The 17,890-nt window shown below is 73.4% G+C and carries 17 protein-coding genes; 11 read left to right on the top strand and 6 right to left on the bottom strand.

Annotated elements, in window-relative coordinates; translation table 11 throughout:
* Window positions 1–14: 14 nt before the first annotated feature.
* Together ABT232_RS04905 and ABT232_RS04900 are read right to left on the bottom strand one after the other, a co-directional pair.
* The gene (locus ABT232_RS04905) at window positions 15–536 is read right to left on the bottom strand and encodes an NUDIX domain-containing protein (RefSeq protein ID WP_351835950.1); all 522 of its coding nucleotides are present in this window, start codon (window positions 534–536) and stop codon (window positions 15–17) included.
* Window positions 537–564: 28 nt separating this feature from the next.
* The gene (locus ABT232_RS04900) at window positions 565–1,794 is read right to left on the bottom strand and encodes a tetratricopeptide repeat protein (protein WP_351835948.1); all 1,230 of its coding nucleotides are present in this window, start codon (window positions 1,792–1,794) and stop codon (window positions 565–567) included.
* Between the two features lie 233 nt (window positions 1,795–2,027).
* Here ABT232_RS04900 and ABT232_RS04895 point away from each other — a divergent pair, with 233 nt between their 5' ends.
* The 4 genes from ABT232_RS04895 (at window position 2,028) to tgmC (ending at window position 5,105) form a co-directional block, all read left to right on the top strand.
* Window positions 2,028–2,456 (top strand): ATP-binding protein, encoded by a 429-nt coding sequence (locus ABT232_RS04895; RefSeq protein ID WP_351835946.1) that lies wholly within the window; start codon window positions 2,028–2,030, stop codon window positions 2,454–2,456.
* Between the two features lie 296 nt (window positions 2,457–2,752).
* Window positions 2,753–3,019, top strand: a complete 267-nt coding sequence (gene tgmA / locus ABT232_RS04890) for a putative ATP-grasp-modified RiPP (protein ID WP_351835943.1) — start codon at window positions 2,753–2,755, stop codon at window positions 3,017–3,019.
* A complete protein-coding gene (gene tgmB, locus ABT232_RS04885) occupies window positions 3,019–3,984 on the top strand; it encodes an ATP-grasp ribosomal peptide maturase (RefSeq protein WP_351835940.1) in 966 nt (321 codons plus the stop codon). The genes tgmA and tgmB overlap by 1 nt, the downstream gene beginning before the upstream one ends.
* Window positions 3,981–5,105, top strand: coding sequence for an ATP-grasp peptide maturase system methyltransferase (gene tgmC, locus ABT232_RS04880; RefSeq protein WP_351835937.1), 1,125 nt, complete (start codon window positions 3,981–3,983; stop codon window positions 5,103–5,105). Before tgmB ends, tgmC begins: the two co-directional genes overlap by 4 nt.
* A gap of 132 nt (window positions 5,106–5,237) precedes the next feature.
* On the opposite strand, the gene ABT232_RS04875 is transcribed toward tgmC, so the two are convergent.
* Window positions 5,238–5,570 carry a trypco2 family protein gene (locus ABT232_RS04875; protein WP_351835935.1) on the bottom strand — a complete coding sequence of 111 codons (333 nt, stop codon included), beginning with the start codon at window positions 5,568–5,570 and terminating at the stop codon, window positions 5,238–5,240.
* 76 nt (window positions 5,571–5,646) lie between these two features.
* Here ABT232_RS04875 and ABT232_RS04870 point away from each other — a divergent pair, with 76 nt between their 5' ends.
* Genes ABT232_RS04870 through ABT232_RS04850 form a run of 5 tightly spaced genes read left to right on the top strand, consistent with a single transcriptional unit; the run spans window position 5,647 to window position 13,421 of the window.
* Window positions 5,647–7,365 (top strand): trypsin-like serine peptidase, encoded by a 1,719-nt coding sequence (locus ABT232_RS04870; RefSeq protein ID WP_351835932.1) that lies wholly within the window; start codon window positions 5,647–5,649, stop codon window positions 7,363–7,365.
* The gene (locus tag ABT232_RS04865; protein WP_351835929.1) at window positions 7,362–9,773 is read left to right on the top strand and encodes a tetratricopeptide repeat protein; all 2,412 of its coding nucleotides are present in this window, start codon (window positions 7,362–7,364) and stop codon (window positions 9,771–9,773) included. The genes ABT232_RS04870 and ABT232_RS04865 overlap by 4 nt, the downstream gene beginning before the upstream one ends.
* A 50-nt stretch (window positions 9,774–9,823) precedes the next feature.
* Window positions 9,824–11,287 carry a vWA domain-containing protein gene (locus ABT232_RS04860; protein WP_351835926.1) on the top strand — a complete coding sequence of 488 codons (1,464 nt, stop codon included), beginning with the start codon at window positions 9,824–9,826 and terminating at the stop codon, window positions 11,285–11,287.
* Window positions 11,284–12,222, top strand: coding sequence for a GlnX family signal transduction membrane protein (locus ABT232_RS04855; RefSeq protein ID WP_351835923.1), 939 nt, complete (start codon window positions 11,284–11,286; stop codon window positions 12,220–12,222). The genes ABT232_RS04860 and ABT232_RS04855 overlap by 4 nt, the downstream gene beginning before the upstream one ends.
* Window positions 12,219–13,421, top strand: coding sequence for an ABC transporter substrate-binding protein (locus tag ABT232_RS04850; protein ID WP_351835921.1), 1,203 nt, complete (start codon window positions 12,219–12,221; stop codon window positions 13,419–13,421). Before ABT232_RS04855 ends, ABT232_RS04850 begins: the two co-directional genes overlap by 4 nt.
* Window positions 13,422–13,538: 117 nt before the next feature.
* Here the strand turns inward: ABT232_RS04850 and ABT232_RS04845 are convergent, their stop codons facing one another.
* A complete protein-coding gene (locus ABT232_RS04845) occupies window positions 13,539–14,099 on the bottom strand; it encodes a DoxX family protein (protein ID WP_351835918.1) in 561 nt (186 codons plus the stop codon).
* 184 nt (window positions 14,100–14,283) lie between these two features.
* Between ABT232_RS04845 and ABT232_RS04840 the strand changes: the two genes are divergently transcribed.
* Together ABT232_RS04840 and ABT232_RS04835 are read left to right on the top strand one after the other, a co-directional pair.
* Complete coding sequence (locus ABT232_RS04840) at window positions 14,284–14,610, top strand: nuclear transport factor 2-like protein (protein ID WP_351835916.1); 327 nt, start codon at window positions 14,284–14,286, stop codon at window positions 14,608–14,610.
* A gap of 72 nt (window positions 14,611–14,682) precedes the next feature.
* Window positions 14,683–15,687, top strand: a complete 1,005-nt coding sequence (locus tag ABT232_RS04835) for an aldo/keto reductase (protein WP_351835913.1) — start codon at window positions 14,683–14,685, stop codon at window positions 15,685–15,687.
* Window positions 15,688–15,947: 260 nt separating this feature from the next.
* On the opposite strand, the gene ABT232_RS04830 is transcribed toward ABT232_RS04835, so the two are convergent.
* Window positions 15,948–16,754, bottom strand: a complete 807-nt coding sequence (locus tag ABT232_RS04830; protein ID WP_351835911.1) for an SDR family oxidoreductase — start codon at window positions 16,752–16,754, stop codon at window positions 15,948–15,950.
* A gap of 79 nt (window positions 16,755–16,833) precedes the next feature.
* Window positions 16,834–17,868, bottom strand: coding sequence for a Gfo/Idh/MocA family protein (locus ABT232_RS04825; protein ID WP_351835909.1), 1,035 nt, complete (start codon window positions 17,866–17,868; stop codon window positions 16,834–16,836).
* Between the last annotated feature and the right edge of the window lie 22 nt (window positions 17,869–17,890).

Here is a 17,890-nt window from a genome sequence, read left to right as displayed (position 1 = left end):
CGGGCGACACGGTCTCATATGGCGGGTGCGCCGTCCCGGAGGTACAGCGGCCGTCCCGCGTCCAGTGCCTTCAGAGCGTGCTCGAACCGGCGCCGGGCGCGGTCCCGGAGGCGGCCGGCGGCTTCGGCGGCCGTGACGAAGGCGGCTTCGGACAGCTCGTCGTCCCGTGGCCGTAGCCGGTCGGCCTGGTCCTCGTCCAGGGTGCCGCCGTCGAAGACGAACGCGAGCTGGTCGTCCCAGGGGCCGTGCGGGGCCACCCAGTCCACCACCAGCAGCCCGAGCAGGGTGATGCGCACGCCGAGTTCCTCCATCAGCTCACGGCGTGCCGTGTCCTCCGGCGGCTCGTTGGCCTCCGCCATGCCGCCGGGCAGATCCCATCCCGGTTTGTAGGTGGGGTTCACCAGGAGCACACGGCCGGACGGATCCCGCAGCAGCACATCGGCCGCCACGCGTTTGCGGGCCTGCTTGGCGTTGCCCTCCGCGAGGTACGCATTCCACGCGTCGGTGTCGGCGGGATCGGGTGCTGTGGGCCTCATGCGGTGGTGCCTCTCTGGGGCGGCGGGATCAGATCGGCCAGCAGGAGCATTCTGGCGCGGCGTGCATCATCGAACCGCGCCAGGTACTCCCGGACCGGCCGGTACCCCCGGTGTGGCTCCAGCAGCCGTCGTAGCCCGTCAAGCTGCTGCACCACGCGGACCGAACCGAGAGTCGGCTCGTACCGAGGAGGTCGTGGCCGACGCTCACCGCGGCGTCCAGGTCACCCCGGCGCACGTGGATGTCCACCAGGCTGATCCGGCTGAGAGCCAGGGACCGCGCCCGGCCCGCCTCGCGCAGCGCAACAGCTTGTTCGGCATGCGACAGTGCCTCGTCGTACTGCTCCAGGTCACGCAGGATCAGAGCTGACTCGCTGGCCAGCGCGGCGGCGTCGAACGGGCTCAGCCACGGGTGATCAGCAGCGGGTGAAGCCGTAAGGTCGCGGTGCGCGGCCTCCAGCGCGTGGGCGGCCGGGGTGCGCTGGGACGCGACCGCCAGCGCACGCGCCTGCATGGAGTGCAGCCGCGCCGTCAGCGCGGGAATCCGAGGCCCCTGCGCTGCCAGTTCGAGCCCGGTCCGCGCCCAGCCGACAGCACCGGCCGCATCCCCGGTCTCAAGGGCAAGGTGGGCGCTGCTCGCAGCGACGTGCGCGGCCAGCGGGAGGTCACCAGAGGCGCGGGCCAGAGGGAGCGCGCGGGCGAAATGCTGGGCCGCGCGGTCGTCATGACCGGAGTCGTGAGCCATCCAGCCCGCCATCTCCGTCAGCGCGGCTGCTGCGGCGAACACCTGCGGACCGCTGCCGATGTCGACCAGCCGGGGCGCCACCCGGTCCGACAGATGCCGGACGACAGCCCCGTACAACCTGCCGCCGCCGGTTTGCTGGTCAGCGCTGCGGAAATGATCCATCGCCACCAGGTCGTCACCGTCCGGCGGCCGGTCCGTCCGCTCGTGCTCGGCGGTCGCCGGCGCGGGCTCCCACGAGCGTCGAGCCAGCCCCAACAGACGGCCGGGGATGTGGAAGGCGTCGGAGATCTGCTCGAACAGGGTCAGCTTCTCCACCCGGCTCTTGCCGTTCATGTAGTCGTACAGCCGCCCCTGCGTGATGTCGACGGCGGCAGCGATGCGCCGCGTACTGACACCGCGCGCGTTGAGCATCCGGAACACCGCGCCCATGTCCCGCTCGGCGCAGGCATGGAGCAGGCGTTCGTCCCCGAGCAGACCGGCGACGACCTCACGCGGGTCCGGTGACAGACGGTCCATCTGTGACTCCCCCGAGTAGCGAATGGAGCCGATGCTAAGGCCAGCGCCGCTCACCTGACTCCGCGTTGGAGTCACCTTCCGGAGTCTCCCCGCCCTCTCCTCCGCGCGTTGACTGACTGTCAGCCGCCGGGAGACGCACCTGTGCACGCATCTCGGCGCCGCCCCGCCCGCAGGCTTCTCCCCCGAGGCGCGCGGGCGGGCCATCCCCCAGCCGCCCAGACCAAGGCGTGACGATGACCATGACCAACGAGCGAGTGAGCCCCGGGCGATACCCGCGCCAGAGCGTCACCCTCGCGAGCGAGGCCGCGAGTGTTCCAGTGGCGCGTCAGATAGTCCGCGAGGCGTGCGCGGAGTGGGGCATGGACCAGGACACCGCAGAGACTGGCACGTTCCTGATCTCCGAAATCGTCACCAACGCAGTCCGCCACGGTCACTCTCACAGCGTCCGGGTGATCGCCGAGCAGCCGCACCCCGGCCGGCTCCGCGTCGCCGTGGTCGACAAGTCCCGCCGCATGCCCGAGCTGCACATCCCTGGACCAGATGCCATCGGCGGTCGTGGCCTCCTCCTGGTCGACGCCCTCTCCGACCGCTGGGGAACCGATGTCCTTCCCTGGGGTAAGCGCGTCTGGGCCGAGATCGCGATCAAGGTCGGCAACCAATGATCGGCCGTCGCCGCATGCTGCAAGCCGACGGGGCAACCGCCGGCACCGGGCTCCTGGGGGCCGTCGCCGTTGGGCTCGGGCTGGTGGTGTCCATGGTCTTCGACGAAGTCCACACGGATTCTGCCCCGGCTGCGCACTCCGTTCCCGACAAGGAGCCGCACGTAGCGGCTCTCGCCACACCGGACCGCCCCCATAGCCATCCCTGCCGGTGTGCGCAGCGGGCTGAGCCCTTCCGCCGTCCGGAAGCCCTGGGCGGCGACTTCCACTGTCGGATCATCTGAGAGACGAGGAGACTCATGCAACAGCCCTTGACGCCACTGGTTCAGGTCAAGCCCTGGGGACTCGGACGCATGCGGCCCTACCCGACTGCGGCCGTCCTCTCCGCCGCCCGGCCCGTCCTCGACCCGCACACGCAGGTCCCCGCGTGGGTCGGCCCCGACGGCGCACCGCTGACGGCGGAGGCCAAGCACAAGCGCTCGGAGACGTCGCAGGAGACGAGCACGAAGACCAGTCTGGACGGCACCCCGGACCAGGGAAGCGACCAGAACGGGGACTCTGACTGATGGCTGTGGGTGGGCCGCCCGTCCTCGTCGTCACGCGCCTGGACGACGCGACCGCGGATGAAGTGATCACCGAACTGAACCAGCGTCGCGTGCCAGTGGTCCGCCTGGATCCCGGCGACTTTCCCCGCGAGGTGACCCTGTCGGGCACTTTCGCCGGCATCCGGACCGGCGGCACTCTCGCCACCGCGTCCCGGAGCGTCGACCTCGGGAACGTTCGCTCGGTGTACTGGCGGCGGCCCACCCCCTACACCGCCGACCTTGCCATGGACGAGCAGACCGGACGGTGGGCCGTCGAAGAAGCCCGGTACGGCCTCGGCGGCATCCTCGCCGCTCTGCCCGGCGCGCACTACCTGAACCACCCATGGCGCAACCGGGATGCCGAGTACAAGCCGGCGCAACTGGCCACGGCTGCCGCCTGCGGCTTCACCGTGCCACCCACGCTCATCACCAACGACCCCGAGCGCGCCCGCACCTTCGCCGCCGAACACGGGCCGGTCCTCTACAAGCCGCTCAGGGAAACCGAGCACACCGACGACACCGGCCGCCCGCTCACCGTGTGGATCGAGGACGTCACCCCAGAACAGATCGACGACCGTCTACGTCACACCGCGCACCTCTTCCAGCAGCGCGTCAGCAAGTCCGCCGACATCCGCCTCACTGCCGTCGGCGACTACCTCACCGCCGTCCGTATCGACGGTTCACCTGGCGTGGACTGGCGCCGCCACTACGAGCGGCTCCTCTACACCCCCGTGCCCGTCCCCCCGGCCATCGCCAGAAGAGTGCGCGCCTACCCCGAAGCTTTCGGACTCGGCTTCGGCGCCTTCGACTTCGGTCTGGACCGTGATGGCGTCTGGCACTGGTACGAGTGCAACCCCAACGGTCAATGGGCCTGGTTCCCCGACCACATCACTGCTCCCATCAAGCACGCCATCGCCGACCGCCTACAGCATGGAGCCCTCGCATGACCGACCCCGCCGACCTGCGCCGCCGACTCGCCGCCGCCGTCCCCGTGGGCGACCCGGCATGGCGCACAGCCCTCGAAACGGTGCCCCGCGAACTCTTCCTGGGCAACGGCCTGTTCCAGTTCGACGGCCGCGGGTGGGCCCCCGTGCACCGCGACTGGACCGATCCCGGAAAGTGGATGAGGCTCGTCTACCAGGACACCACCTGGGTCACCCAGGTCGACGGCACCACCGCGGTCGACGCCACCGGACCCGTCACCGGCCGCCCCACCTCGTCCAGCACGCTGCCCTCCCTGATCGTGCGCATGCTCGACGTCGCCGGGGTCAGCGAGGGCCACAAGGTGCTGGAGATCGGCACCGGCACCGGCTATTCCACCGCCATCCTGTGCAGCCGCCTCGGCGACGACAACGTGTACTCCATCGAGTACGACCCGGGCTTGGCCGCCGCGGCGGCCGACCACATCCACGCCGCCGGTTATCACCCCACGCTGATCACCGGCGACGGCCTCGCCGGACACAAGGACGACGCCGAATACGACCACATCGTGGCCACCTGCGCCGTCCGCCACATCCCCCCAGCATGGCTGTACCAAGTACGCGCCGGTGGAACCGTCACCACCACCATCAGCGGATGGATGCTCGCCTCCGGACTCGTCCGCCTCACCGTCCAGGACGACGGCACCGCCACCGGCCGCTTCCGCCCCGACCAGATGGGCTACATGCTCGCCCGCCCCCACGAACGCCCGCCTCGGCCCATCTTCCAGCAGTATCCCGGCCACACCCGCACCACCCGCGTGAACCCCGCACTCCTGGAAGACTGGACAGGGCAGTTCCTCGCTCAGCTCGCCGCACCGTCCGCCGAACTCATGACCACTGGCACGGGCGTGATCCTCGTGGACGTCGCCACCGGATCACAGGCGTGGACCGAACCGGACGGATACGGCTGGACGGTGCACCAGCACGGCCCTCTTCGCCTCTGGGATCAGGTGGAAGACGCTCTCACCGCCTGGCAGGACGCGGGCTCGCCCCCACACTCGGACCTCGGGCTGACCGTGGACCCGGACGGCACCCAACGCGTGTGGTTGGGAACACCCGACGGCCGCTCCTGGAACCTGCCGGTCTGACCTACCGGTCGCAAGAGAGTCCGTCACCGAGCTGGGGCGGGTGCCGTCCGGACGGCACCGAGGCCTCATCTGCCCCGACTCCCCGGCATGGGCCGCCGCCGTCCCGCACGTCAGCCCGGGCGCCCCGTCGCGCTAGCGCCGCCCCTGTCCGTCCCCGCCCGCCCCCGTCCGGCTCACCCGTACCCGCTCCCCGGCCAGCTCCGGGGTCAGGTCGACCTGGACCTGGTGGGTGGTCTGGCGGTCGATCTGGCCGCCCAGTTCCGCGGTGACCACGCCGATGCGGACGCCCGCGCGGCCGGTGCCCGCGCGGTGCACCTGGACGGTGAAGGTCAGGCTCACGTTCTCCACGGTGAAACCCAGGGCGCGGCCCTGTGCCTCCTCGCGGGCCTCCTCCAGTTCGCCGCGGATCTGGCGGATCACCTCGGCCAGTCCGACGAATCCCTGTTCGGCAGTCGAGTCGGTCAAGTCGCCTCCTAGGACGGTCTGTTGAAAAACTGTCACGTCAGTATGCGGGGCCACCAAGCGCCCGTATAGTTTCGATATGGCTGCTGGCGGGGGAGTCCATGCCGCCTCGTCGATGGAGACACCGCCCTGGGTGGTGCGGATCCGGGGAGCCGACGGGGAGATCGCGGGGGCCGGGATTCTGCTGAGCCCCGACCGGGTCCTGACCTGCGCCCATGTGGTGGACCGGGCGGCTCGCCGGGTCACCGCGGAGTTCGTCGGCGCGGCCGACCACACCGTGCCGTCGGTGCCGGCCTGGGTCGACGCGGACGCCTATGTGCCGGAGACCCAGGACGCCGACGGCGACCCCAGCGGGGACGTCGCCCTGCTCCGGCTGGAGCGGCCCAGACCCGAGGCGGAGACGGTCCGCCTGCACCGGCTGTCCGCGCCCAACCGCGAGGTGCGGATGTACGGCTTCCCGTACGACCACAACGGCGGCATCTGGTTCCGGGCCACCGTCGTCGGCGGACGCGGACGCGACGGACAGGTGCAGCTCATCCCGACCAGCCCCGGCGAGCTGGCCAGCCCCGGATGCAGCGGCGCCGGAGTGGCCGACAGCCGCACCGGCGAGGTCATCGGCATGGTGCTCAGCGCCATGCGGGACCGGCACGGCAACCTGTTCTCCTTCATGTCCCCGGCCGAGACCATCATCCGGCACCTGCCCGTCGTCGACCGGTGGACGGTCGGCCGGACAGCCGTGGACGACCGGCTCCGCTCGACCGCCGACGACGCCTCCGAGGCCCTGCTCGACGAGCCGTTCGCCCAGCGCCTCGCCGCCTGGCTGCGGGACGACGGACAGCAGGTGAAGATCAGTGTCGTCCGGCACGGCGACGGCCCCCGGGCCGCCACCCTGCGCCGCGCGATCACCCTCGCCGACCGCGAGTTGCGCACCGCCGTGTCCGTCGACCGGGTCTCGCTCGACCCGCCGGACACGGTCCCGTCGGCCGGCGGCCACGATCTGGCGGTGGACGCCGACGGCCTCACCAGCGCCGAGATAGCCGAGCGGATCGCCGAGCGCATGGGCCTGTGGCAGCACCCCGACGAGTCGGCGACCGACCGGATCCGGTCCGCGAACGTCAGCCTCGACCTGGTCGTCGTGGGCGTCGACGAGGCGGTCGACCCGCCCGCGCTGCTGGATCTGCTGGAGGTGCTGCGCGCCGGCGGAAGCCGGCTGCTGCTCGTCTTCCGCACCGCCGGCGCCTGCCACCGCCACGCCCGCCACCAGCTCCTCGTCCGGCCCGCGCAGCAGCGCCGCGCCCGGCTCGTCGAACGGCTCGAGGAGATCACCGGGCCGCTCGCCCGGGCCCTGTACGAGCGCAGGGCCGCCATCCTCGCCGAGGGCGTGCGGCCCGCCGACTCCGACCTCGTCGCCGCGCACGCCGCGCTGGCCGACCTCACCCGCACCGGCCGCGACCCCGGGCAGGGGCCCGACCCGGCGCGGTACGAGCGGCTGGCCGAACGGGTGGCCGCGCGGCTCGCCCGGGACATCGCCCGCCTCGACCGGCTCCGCGACCGGCGCGACGAACTCGGCGGCCGGCTGCGCAGCTACCACGTCCTGCACCAGTACTCCACCTTCGGCGAGGAGGACCCCGCGGTGGACGCTCTCTATCTCCGGGCGCACGAACTGCTCCAGGCCAGACCCTGCGACGTACGGGCGGCCGAGGCGGCGGTGGAGGCGTATCTGCGCAGTGTCGACGGCGGCGACGGCGGCACCCGGCGGGGGCAGCGCGGCGGGTCCGGCGGGGATTCCGCCCGATGACCACCGCGCCGGCCTGTGTCAGACCCGACTGCCCCGGCGGCGGCCAGATCATGGGGACCGGGTTCTGCGACACCTGCTTCCGCCGCCCGCTCGCCCCCGCCGCCCCCGAGCCCCCGCGCACCGCACGGGACGACCCCGCCGAGCCCGCCGGCCCCGCCCACGGCCCCGTCCACCGCCCCACCGGTCCGGTCACCGGCGAACTGGACCGCGACGGCCTGCTGGTGCTGCCGTACCTGCCCTCCCCGGAGCCCTCCGAGGCCGCCGAGACCACCCCCCGGCCGCCCACCGGCGGGCGGCGCTGCGGCGCCGACGGCTGCGCCGGCACCATCGGGGTGTCGTACGACGGCGGACCGGCCCCCGACCACGGGTTCTGCACAGAGTGCGGCACCGAGTACTCGTTCCGACCGAAGCTGCGGCCCGGCGACCGGGTCGGCGGCCACTACGAGGTGCTCGGCTATCTCGCGGTGGGCGGACACGGCTGGGTCTACCTGGCCGAGGACACCCGGGTGCCGGGCCTGCACGTCGTCCTCAAGGGGCTGATCAACACCGGTGACGCCGTCGCCCGGCGGGCCGCCGTCGAGGAGCGCCGCTCGCTGACCACGCTCCACCACCGCGACATCGTCCGCATCGTGACGTACGTCCAGCACCAGACGGCCGGGGAGCGCGAGCCGACCGGCTACATCGTGATGGAGTACGTCGGCGGCCGCTCCCTCGCCTGGATCCGCTTCGCGCCCGAGGAGGAGCTGGCCCGGCTGTTCGGCGGCGGCTTCGACTTCGGGCACGTCATCACCTACGGCTGCAAGATCCTCGGCGCCCTGGAGTACCTGCACGACCAGGGCCTGCTCTACTGCGACATGAAGCCCGAGAACGTCATCCACTACGGGCGCGAGATCAAGGTCATCGACCTCGGCGCGATCCGCCGCACCGACGACCGCTCCTCCGGGCTCGTGTACACGATGGGCTACTCGCCGCCGAAGAAGGAACGCGACGAACGCGGTCTGCACATCGACAGCGACCTCTACACCGTCGGCCGCACCCTGAAGGTCCTCGCCGAGCGCGCCGCGCCGCCCGCCGGGCTCGCCGCCCGCTCCTTCGAGGCGCTGATCCGGCGCGCCACCAACCCGCAGTGGGACGCCCGGTTCCGCTCCGCCGCCGAGATGTCCCGCCAGCTGTGGGAGGTGCTGCGCGAGCACCAGGCGCTCAGCGGGCACCAGCCGTACCCGGAGCGCTCCACCCGGTTCGAGCCGACCGCCGCGCTCTTCGGCGCCGCCCTCGGCACCGTCCCGCCGCTGGAGCACTGGACGGGCCGGACCGGGACCGAGGTGCCGGAACTGCCCGCCCGCGCCCCCGACCCGCGCGGCACCGCCCGCGCACTGCCCGTGCCGATCCCCGACGCCCGGGACGGCGCCGCCGTACTGCTCGGCGGCCTCGCCGCGGCCACCCCGGACCGTATCGCCGAGCGGGCCGAGCACGACCCGGCGCTGCGCACGGTGGAGACCGCGCTGTGGCTGTGCCGCTCCTACCTGGGCGCCGGCAACGCCGGCCGGGCCGGCCGCTGGCTGGACCGGGCACGGGAGCGGACCGACGAGCACGACTGGCGGATCTTCTGGCACCGGGGCCTGCTGCACCTGACGCGCGGCGAGGTGGACAAGGCGGAGGGCGAGTTCGCGGCGGGCTACGCCGCGCTGCCCGGCGAGTGGGCGCCGAAACTGGCCCTCGGCTACTGCTCGGAGTACCTGTCCGAGCGGCTGCGGGACGCGGCGGAGGAGAACATCACGGGCGCGGCCGCCGGAGCGGGCCCGGCCCGGATCCAACGCGGCGAGGAGCAGCGGCTCAGGCGCGCCGAGGCCCGGGAGCGCCAGGCCGAGGAGTACTACGAGGCCGTCCGGCGACGGGACCCCGCCCAGGGCAGCGCCGCCTTCGGCCTGGCCCGTATCCACCTGCGCCGGGGCGAGCGGCTGCGGGCGGTCGCCGTGCTCGACGAGGTGCCGACGACATCACGGCACTACGACGCCGCGCTCGTCGCCGCGGTCCGGGCGCTGTCCGGCCGGCTCCCCGGTGGACACGAGCCCTCCCCGGCGGGGCTGCGGGAGGCCGCCGTACGGCTGCCCGGACTGCACCTCGACGGCAGCGGCGCCTGGGACCGGCTGGTCACCGAACTCCGCGAGCACGCGCTCGTCTGCCGCCCGCCCGGCGGATGGGAGCACGAGCTGCCCGCCGGTGAACTGTTCGGCCCCGCGGACACCCCGCAGGCGTCGGCCGTCCTGCTGTCCCGGTCGCTCAAGCGGCTCGCGGACCAGGCGCGTGACGCCCGGGACCGGGGCGACCTGCTCGACCGGGCCTACGCGGTGCTCCCCGAACCGGCCGGTTTCCGGGAGCTGCTGCGCGGCCTGCGGCGTACGGCATGACGGCGCCACGGCGCGAGGGAGCGACGACGAGGGCGAGGAGCACGGACATCGTGGAGACCGGAACGCCCCGTACGGGCGAGACGACCGGACAGGTCAGCGTCGGGCTGGAGATCAGCCAGTGGAAGTACCTGTCCGGTGAGGCGAACGACCCGCAGATGCACGCCATCCTCAGCGTCGGCGTCGAGGGCACCGAGGGCGGCGGCTCGGGCGGGCCGGTGCTGGCGCAGGTGCTGGCCGTGGACTGCTCCAGCTCGATGACCTGGCCGGTGGAGAAGCTGCACGCCGCCCAGCAGGCGGCCGTCGCCGCGATCCGGATGCTGCCCGACGGCACCCCGTTCGCGGTGGTCCGGGGCACCGAGGGCGCCGCCATGGTCCACCCGGACACGCCGGGCATGGCACGCGCCGACGACCGGCAGCGGGCCGCGGCGGAACGGGCCGTGCTCCGGCTGGTCGCCGGCGGCGGCACCTGCATCGGCGCCTGGCTGGACCTGGCCCGCCGGCTGCTGACGGAGCAGGACGCGCCCATCGGCCACGTGCTGCTGCTCACCGACGGCAAGAACCAGCACGACGAGCAGATGCCGCTGGCGGACGTCCTGGAGACCTGCGCGGGCCGGTTCGTGTGCGACGCGTGGGGCATCGGCGAGGGCTGGGACGGCCGGGAGCTGCTGCGCATCACCCGCCGGCTGCACGGCAGCGCCTCCTCGGTGCGCGAGGAGTCGGCCCTGGCGGCCGAGTACGAGAAGCTGATGGACCGGCTGCTCACCAAGACCGTGCCCGAACTCGGCATCACCGTCACCCCGATGCCCGGCACCGAGGTGCGCTACCTCAAGCAGGTCTTCCCGACCGAGGCCGAACTCGCCGCGGAGGACGGCGGCCGCCGGTTCACCACCCGCGCCTGGGGCGACGAGACCCGCCGCTACCAGCTGTGCCTGACCGCCGACCCGGCCGGCCGGCCGCGCCGCGAGGACCTCCAGCTCGCCGTCGTCGCCGTCGACGTGCCCGGCTCCGCCGAGGTGCGGCTGCCGCCGCCGCAGGCGTGCGTGGTCCACTGGACCGACGATCCCGCCCTGTCCCGGCACACCGACGCCCAGGTCGAGCACTTCGAGCAGCACCAGCGGCTCGGCGAGGCCGTCGCCGCCGCCACCGACGCGTACCGGCGCGGCGAACGCGGGTCGGCCGAGCACCAGCTGGGCCGGGCCGTGCAGCTCGCCCACGCGATGGGCGCCGACCAGCAACTCGTGCGGCTGGCCCGGCTGGTGGCCATCGAGGACGCGGCGTCCGGGCGGGTGCGGCTGCGGGCCGACGTCACGGCCGTCGACTTCGAGCACCTCATCACCGCCAGCAGCCACAGCACCTACGGCCCCGCGTCCGGCACCGCGTCCGGCCCCGCGTCCGGCACCGGCGCCGCGCGGCCCGGCGGGGCCACCGTGCGCTGCCCGGCCTGCTCCGCCAAGGCGCCGGCGGGCGGACGGTTCTGCCCCTCCTGCGGCCACCGCTTCGAGGAGCGGCCGTGAGCACCACCCGCCGCGACCTGACGAGAAGACTCCGGCTGCTGCTGGCGCTCACGGCCGCCACCACCGCCGTGCTGTTCCTCGCCTACCGGGGCGTGCACGACGACACCGTGCCGCTGGCGGCGGACAGCGCCCCGGGGATACTGGCCGTCGACACCGCGCGCAACGCGATGCGCGAGGCCCACGAGGTGGTCCGCGACAGCGGGCCGCGGGGCGCCACCGGCGGTGAGTTCCACACCCAGGTCTCGGTCGCCCAGCAGAGCCTGGCGCGCGCCGCCGCCGAGGACGTCATCGGCGTGGAGGGCCGCCACGACCTCCAGACGATCACCGGGCTGATCGCCGTCTACTCCGGCTATGTGGAGCTCTGGGGCCGGGAACCGGACGGCTCGCCGCTGCGCGCCGCCTATCTGGTCTACGCGGAACGGGTGCTGGGCGTCGGCGCCGGGACCCCGACCGGCGAGGACATCCTGAGCCGCCTCGGCGACCTGCGCGACAAGCAGCTGGACGAGGCCGGCCGGCAGGCGGACTTCCCCTGGCAGCTGTGGCTCGGATGGAGCACGGTCCTGCTGCTGTACGTCGCCCTGTGCGCGGCCCTGCTGGAGACGCAGCGCTACGTCCGGCGCCGTTTCCGGCGGCCGGTGCAGCTGCGGCTGCTCGCCGCCACCGTGCTGTGCGCGGCCGCGGTGCCGGTGCTGGCCTGGCTCTCGCGCGTCGCGCACGACGCGATGGCGCGGTCCGTCACCGCGATCAGCGCGCCGCGGACCGACTCCGACGACATACCGGGAGTCGCCGGGCAGGTGCGCCACGAGCTGGGTGACGCCGGGTTCTGGGCGTCGCTGTCCGACTGGGTGCTGCTGGGAGGGGCGGTAGTGATGGCACTGACCGCGTGGGGGCTGTGGCCGCGTATCTCCGAGTACCGGTTCAGGGTGCCGCGATGAACCGGCGGCCCAGGCCCCGTACCCTCGGCGTCCTCTGTGTCTGCCTGGTCCTGCTCGGCGCCGGCGTGTTCGCGGGCGTGCGCTGGGCGCAGGGCTGGAAGGGCTCCGTGACCCTGCTGGCGAACTGGAGCGACGCCGAGTACGACCGGTTCGAGGAGAACGTCATCGAGCCGTTCGAGAAGAAGTACCGCATCGACGTCGTCTACCAGGGCAGCTCCGCGCTCAGCCAGGTGCTGGCCGCCGACATAGCGGCCGGCACCCCGCCCGACGTGGCCGTGCTGCCCGGGCCGGGCGAACTGCTCGCCTATGCCGTCGACGGCCGGCTCCACCCGCTGGACGACCTGTTCGACCGCCGGGACTACGACGACATCTGGGCGCCGCAGGTGCGGCTGGAGGACCGCGGCAGCCACACCTACTGGCTGCCGGTCAAGACGGGGCTGAAGAGCATGGTCTGGTACACGGGGGAGCGGCCGACCGTGCGCGGCGCGGACGGCCCCGGACGCTGGTGCCTGGGCATGGAGTCCGGCGCCACCTCCGGCTGGCCCGGCACCGACTGGGTGGAGGACATCCTGCTCCAGCAGGCCGGGCCCGGGGTGTACGAGGACTGGGCGAACGGCAAGCTGCCCTGGACCGCCGACGCCGTCGAGGACGCCTGGACCACCTGGGGCGAGATGGTCGGCGCGGGCGGCCCCGCGGCCGAGAAGGCGCTGACGGCCGGATTCGGGGAGCCCTGCGACCCGTCCCGCCTGGAGCACCAGGCCTCCTTCCGCGCGGACGACTGGGAGCGGGAGGGCGGCGACTACGTCCACTCCTCCGCCGTCGTCCCGGACGTGGGCGAGGAGGCCGGCGCCTGGGAGATCTCCGGGGACCTCGCGGCCCTGCTGAACCCGACGGACGAGGCCGAGCAGCTGATCCGCTACCTGGCCGACCCCGCGACCGCCCTGCCGCAGTACACGGTGAACAAGGCGGCGGACGACGGCGACCGGGACGGGACGCGCACGGAGATCGGCGAGATCCTGCGGGAGCCGGGGGAGCGGCGCTGCTGGGACGCCTCCGACGCGATGCCCCGCGCCACCCGGGACGCCTTCCACCAGGCGGTGCTGCGCTACCTCGTCGAGCCGGCCGAGCTGACGGACCTGCTGACCGAACTGGACCGGCTGAGGGTCGAGCAGCACCTGCCCGTGTGCGGCCGCGACTGAGCCGGGCTGGGCGGAGTCGGCGGTGACTGAGTCAGGCCGGTGAGCTGGGCCGGGGGGAGCCGGTGGTGAGCGAGCCGGCCTGACCGGGCCCAGCCAGGCAGGCCCAGCCGGGCCCGGTCAGGCCGGTGATTCCTCGAACAGGGCGTCCTGCTCGGCGCCGCCGCCCGACTCCTGCTGCACCCTCTTGTTGCGGGTGCCCACCACCACCGTGGTGACCGCCGCCGCGACGCCGAGCGCGGCCGGGACCATCCAGCCGCGGTCCAGGACGTGCCGCAGGGCGTGGTCGAGGGAGAGACGGCCGGGGCCGGTCACGGCGAGGCCGGTGGCGGCGAGGCCGAGGGTGGCGGCGTACTCGTAGCCGCCGCTCTGGTTGAAGAAGCCGTTTGGGGTGTGCACGGCGGCCGCGCCCGCCATCGCGCCGGCCGCCGCCGCGCCCGCCGCCGGAGTGGCGAGGCCGAGGGCCAGCAGCACACCGCCGCCGGTCTCCGCGAGGCCCGCCGCGGTGGCGCTGGCCTTGCCCGGCCTGTAGCCGACGGACTCCATGAACTGTCCGGTGCCCTCGATGCCGTGGCCGCCGAACCAGCCGAACAGCTTCTGCGTACCGTGCGCCGCGAGCACCCCGCCCGCCCCCAGCCGAAGCAGCAGCAGGCCCAGATCACGTCGGTGGTAGAAGGTCACGTTGTCTCCCGGAGCGGATGAGCGGAACAGCTGTCGGACGTCCCCGCCCCGGTTTCCCCGCGTCAACCGTCGCATCCCCAGGCTCAGGGGTCCCTTTCGCGGCGGCCGTTCGGGTGGCGCGAGGAGGGACGCGGGCGGACGAGGTGCGGTGGCGGGGGCCGTGGGGCGGTGTGACGCTGCTGGCATGACGATTCAGACCGCCAAGCTCAGCGACCCGGCCGTGCGTGCCTTCGTCGCGGCCGTCAACGCCCATGACCGCGAGGCGTTCCTGGCGCTGCTGGCGCCCGACGCGACCATGGCCGACGACGGTTCGGACCGGGACCTCACCGAGTGGATCGACCAGGAGATCTTCACCTCCCACGGCCACATGGAGGTCGACAACGAGTCGAACGGCGGCCGCGCGCTCGTCGCCCGCTACAGCAACGACACCTGGGGCGAGATGCGCACCCGGTGGCGCTTCACGGTCGGGGACGACGGCCGCATCTCCCGCTTCGAGACCGGACAGGCGTAGCGCCCGGCAGGCCGTCCGCCGCCGCCGTCCCTCTTGCCTTCGCGTGCGCTTCAACTCCTAGCGTCGGCGGGCATGGAGAGCACTTCACGCGTCCTGGGACGCAGCGGGATACAGGTCAGCGCCCTCGGCTTCGGCTGCTGGGCCATCGGCGGCGAGTACCGCACGCCCGACGGGCAGCCCCTGGGCTGGGGCCGGGTCGACGACGAGGAATCAGTACGGGCCGTCCGCCGGGCCCTCGACCTCGGCGTCACCTTCTTCGACACGGCCGACTCCTACGGGACGGGGCACAGCGAACGCGTCCTCGGCCGCGGTCTCGGCAAGCGCCGCGCCGACGCGGTGATCGCCACCAAGTGGGGGTTCACCTTCGACGCGGCCACCCGCACCTTCACCGGCGGCGACGACTCCGTGGCGTACGCCCGGCGGGCGCTGACCGAGTCGCTGCGCCGCCTGGACACCGACCACGTCGACCTCTACCAGTTCCATCTGCCCGACGCCGATCCGGAGCGGGCCGTGCTGCTGCGGGAGGCGTGCGAGGACTTCGTCCGCGAGGGGCTGATCCGCGCGTACGCCTGGAGCACCGACGACCCCGCCCGCGCCGCCCTCTTCGCCGAGGGGGAGCACTGCGCGGCCGTCCAGCACACGGCCAACGTGCTCCAGGACGCGCCGGACATGTTCGCGCTGACCGGGGAGCTGGGGCTCGCGAGCATCGTGCGCAGTCCGCTCGCGATGGGTCTGCTGACCGGTCGCCACGCGGGCCGGCCACGTCCGGAGGCGGGGGACATCCGCAGCCGGCCGCCGGCCTGGCTTCAGGGGTTCGGGGACGGCTCCGGTGCCGACCCGGAGTGGCTGGCGCGGGTGGAGGCGCTGCGCGAGGTGCTCACCGCCGACGGCCGCACCCTCACCCAGGGCGCGCTCGGCTGGCTCTGGGCGCGCAGCCCGCGGGCGGTGCCGATCCCCGGCTTCCGCTCGGTCGCGCAGGCGGAGGAGAACGCGGGCGCGCTCGCCAAGGGGCCACTGACGGCTGGGCAGTTGGCGGAGATCGACCGGATCCTGGGACGCGACCCGGTCGGCGTGTGAGGCAGCCGTGTGTGACGGGTGCCCTGGGGTCATCGCGGCAGCCGTTCCGCGGCCCGGTGCGCACCCCGCGGTCCCGCGCGAGGTCCACCCCCATCCGGTGCCGGGAACGGCTGCCGCCTCCTCCCCCTGGTGTTGGCCGACGGAAGCCATGGGCTCCAAGTGTGGAGTTCTCGTGGAGAGGGGTTGAGCATAAGCCGCCCATCGGCGGCAATGAGGTCGGAAGGTCGAACTCCGCTTGTGTAGGTTGACGCTTGGACGACTCAGCCGCGGCCCACGTACGGCATCGCCGTGGCCAGCACCGTCGCGAACTGCACATTCGCCTCCAGCGGCAGTTCCGCCATGTGCCGGACCGTGCGCGCCACATCGGCGACGTCCATCACGGGCTCCGGCGCGACCTCGCCGTTGGCCTGGAGCGCACCCGTCTGCATCCGGGCCGTCATGTCGGTCGCCGCGTTGCCGATGTCGATCTGCCCGACCGCGATGCCGTACGGCCGGCCGTCCAGCGACAGGGCCTTGGTCAGACCGGTCAGCGCGTGCTTGGTGGCCGTGTAGGCGACCGAGTGCGGACGGGGTGTGTGCGCCGAGACGGAACCGTTGTTGATGATCCGGCCGCCCCGCGGAGACTGCTCCTTCATCTGCCGGTACGCCGCCTGCGCGCACAGGAACGCCCCGTTGAGGTTGGTGTCCACCACATGCCGCCAGGCGTCGTACGGCAGCTCCTCGACCGGCACCCCGCCCGGCCCGAACGTCCCCGCGTTGTTGAACAGCAGGTCCACCCGCCCGAACCGCTCGACGGTGGCGGCGAACAGCGCGGCCACGTCCTCGGGCCGCGCCACGTCCGTCCGTACGGCGAGCGAGGCGCCCGCGGGCACCAGCGCCGCCGTCTCCTCCAGTGTCCCGGTCCGGCGGCCGGCCAGCGCCACCGACCAGCCCGCGCGCAGCAGCTCCACGGCGACCGCGCGGCCGATGCCGGAGCCCGCGCCGGTCACCACGGCGATCTTCGACCGGCGGTCCGTCCGGCGGTCCGTCCGGCTGTCCGCCTGGCTGTCCGTTCGGTTTGCGTCCATGGAGCCGCAGCGTACGGCAGACTCCGCTATGCGGAAACAGCTATCCGCCATGTGGATGACCGTGGCGGATGTGCGGGCGTCAGACGGGCAGCAGCTCCGCCGCCGGGTCGGTGTCGGGCGCGTCACCGGGGTAGCGGACGCCGACGCGGTCCCGGATGGCGTCGAGCGTGCGCATCACGGCGAGCGTGCCGTCGAGCGGGACCAGCGGCGACTCCGTCTCCCCGGCGCGCAGCGCCCGCATCACCTCGCGGGCCTCGTGCTTGAGGCTGTTGTGCGGGGCGTGGGCCGGGTCGTGGACGAACTCCTCCGGCTCGCGGCCGGTGCGGTGCAGCACGAACCGCTCGGGGTGGAAGAAGCCGTACGGGATGTCGATCCGGCCCTGCGAGCCCGTGACCGACGCCGCCACCGGCGTACCCCCGACGATGGAGCAGTGCACCGAGGCGAGAGCACCGCTCTCGTACGAGAGCACGGCTCCCGTCTGGAGATCGACGCCCTCCGGCGAGAGCACCGCACTCGCCGCGATCCCCGACGGCTCACCCAGCAGCAACTGCGCGAAGGACACCGGGTACACCCCGAGGTCCAGCAGCGCGCCGCCGCCCTGGAGCGGATCCCGCAGCCGGTGCGAGGGCGGGAACGGCCCCGCCAGCCCGAAGTCCGCCTGCACACTGCGCACCTCGCCGACCGCCCCGTCGTCGACCAGCGCCTTCAGCCGGCGCATCAGCGGTGAGCAGTACATCCACATGGCCTCCATCAGGAAGCGTCCGTGCTCCCGGGCCAGCGCCACCAGTTCCGCGGCCTCCCGCACGTTCAGCGTGAACGGTTTCTCCAGCAGCACGTTCCGCCCGGCCGTCAGGCACAGCCCGGCCGCCGCCCGGTGCGCCGAGTGCGGCGTGGCGACGTACACGACGTCGACCTCCTCGTCGTGCGCCAGCGCGTCCCAGCCGCCGTACGCCCGCGCGATCCCGAACCGCTCCGCGAAGGCCTCCGCCGAGGCCGCCGTCCGCGAGGCCACCGCCACCACCTCCGCGTCCGGCAGATCCACCAGGTCCGCCGTGAAGGCCGCCGCGATCCCGCCCGTCGCCAGGATCCCCCACCGCACGCTGTCCGCCGTCATTTGCCGCCCCACGCTCGTCTCA

It is taken from the genome of Streptomyces sp. NPDC001532 (assembly GCF_040298625.1).
Classification (GTDB): Bacteria; Actinomycetota; Actinomycetes; order Streptomycetales; family Streptomycetaceae; genus Streptomyces.
This window is presented reverse-complemented; position numbering and strand designations above follow the sequence as displayed.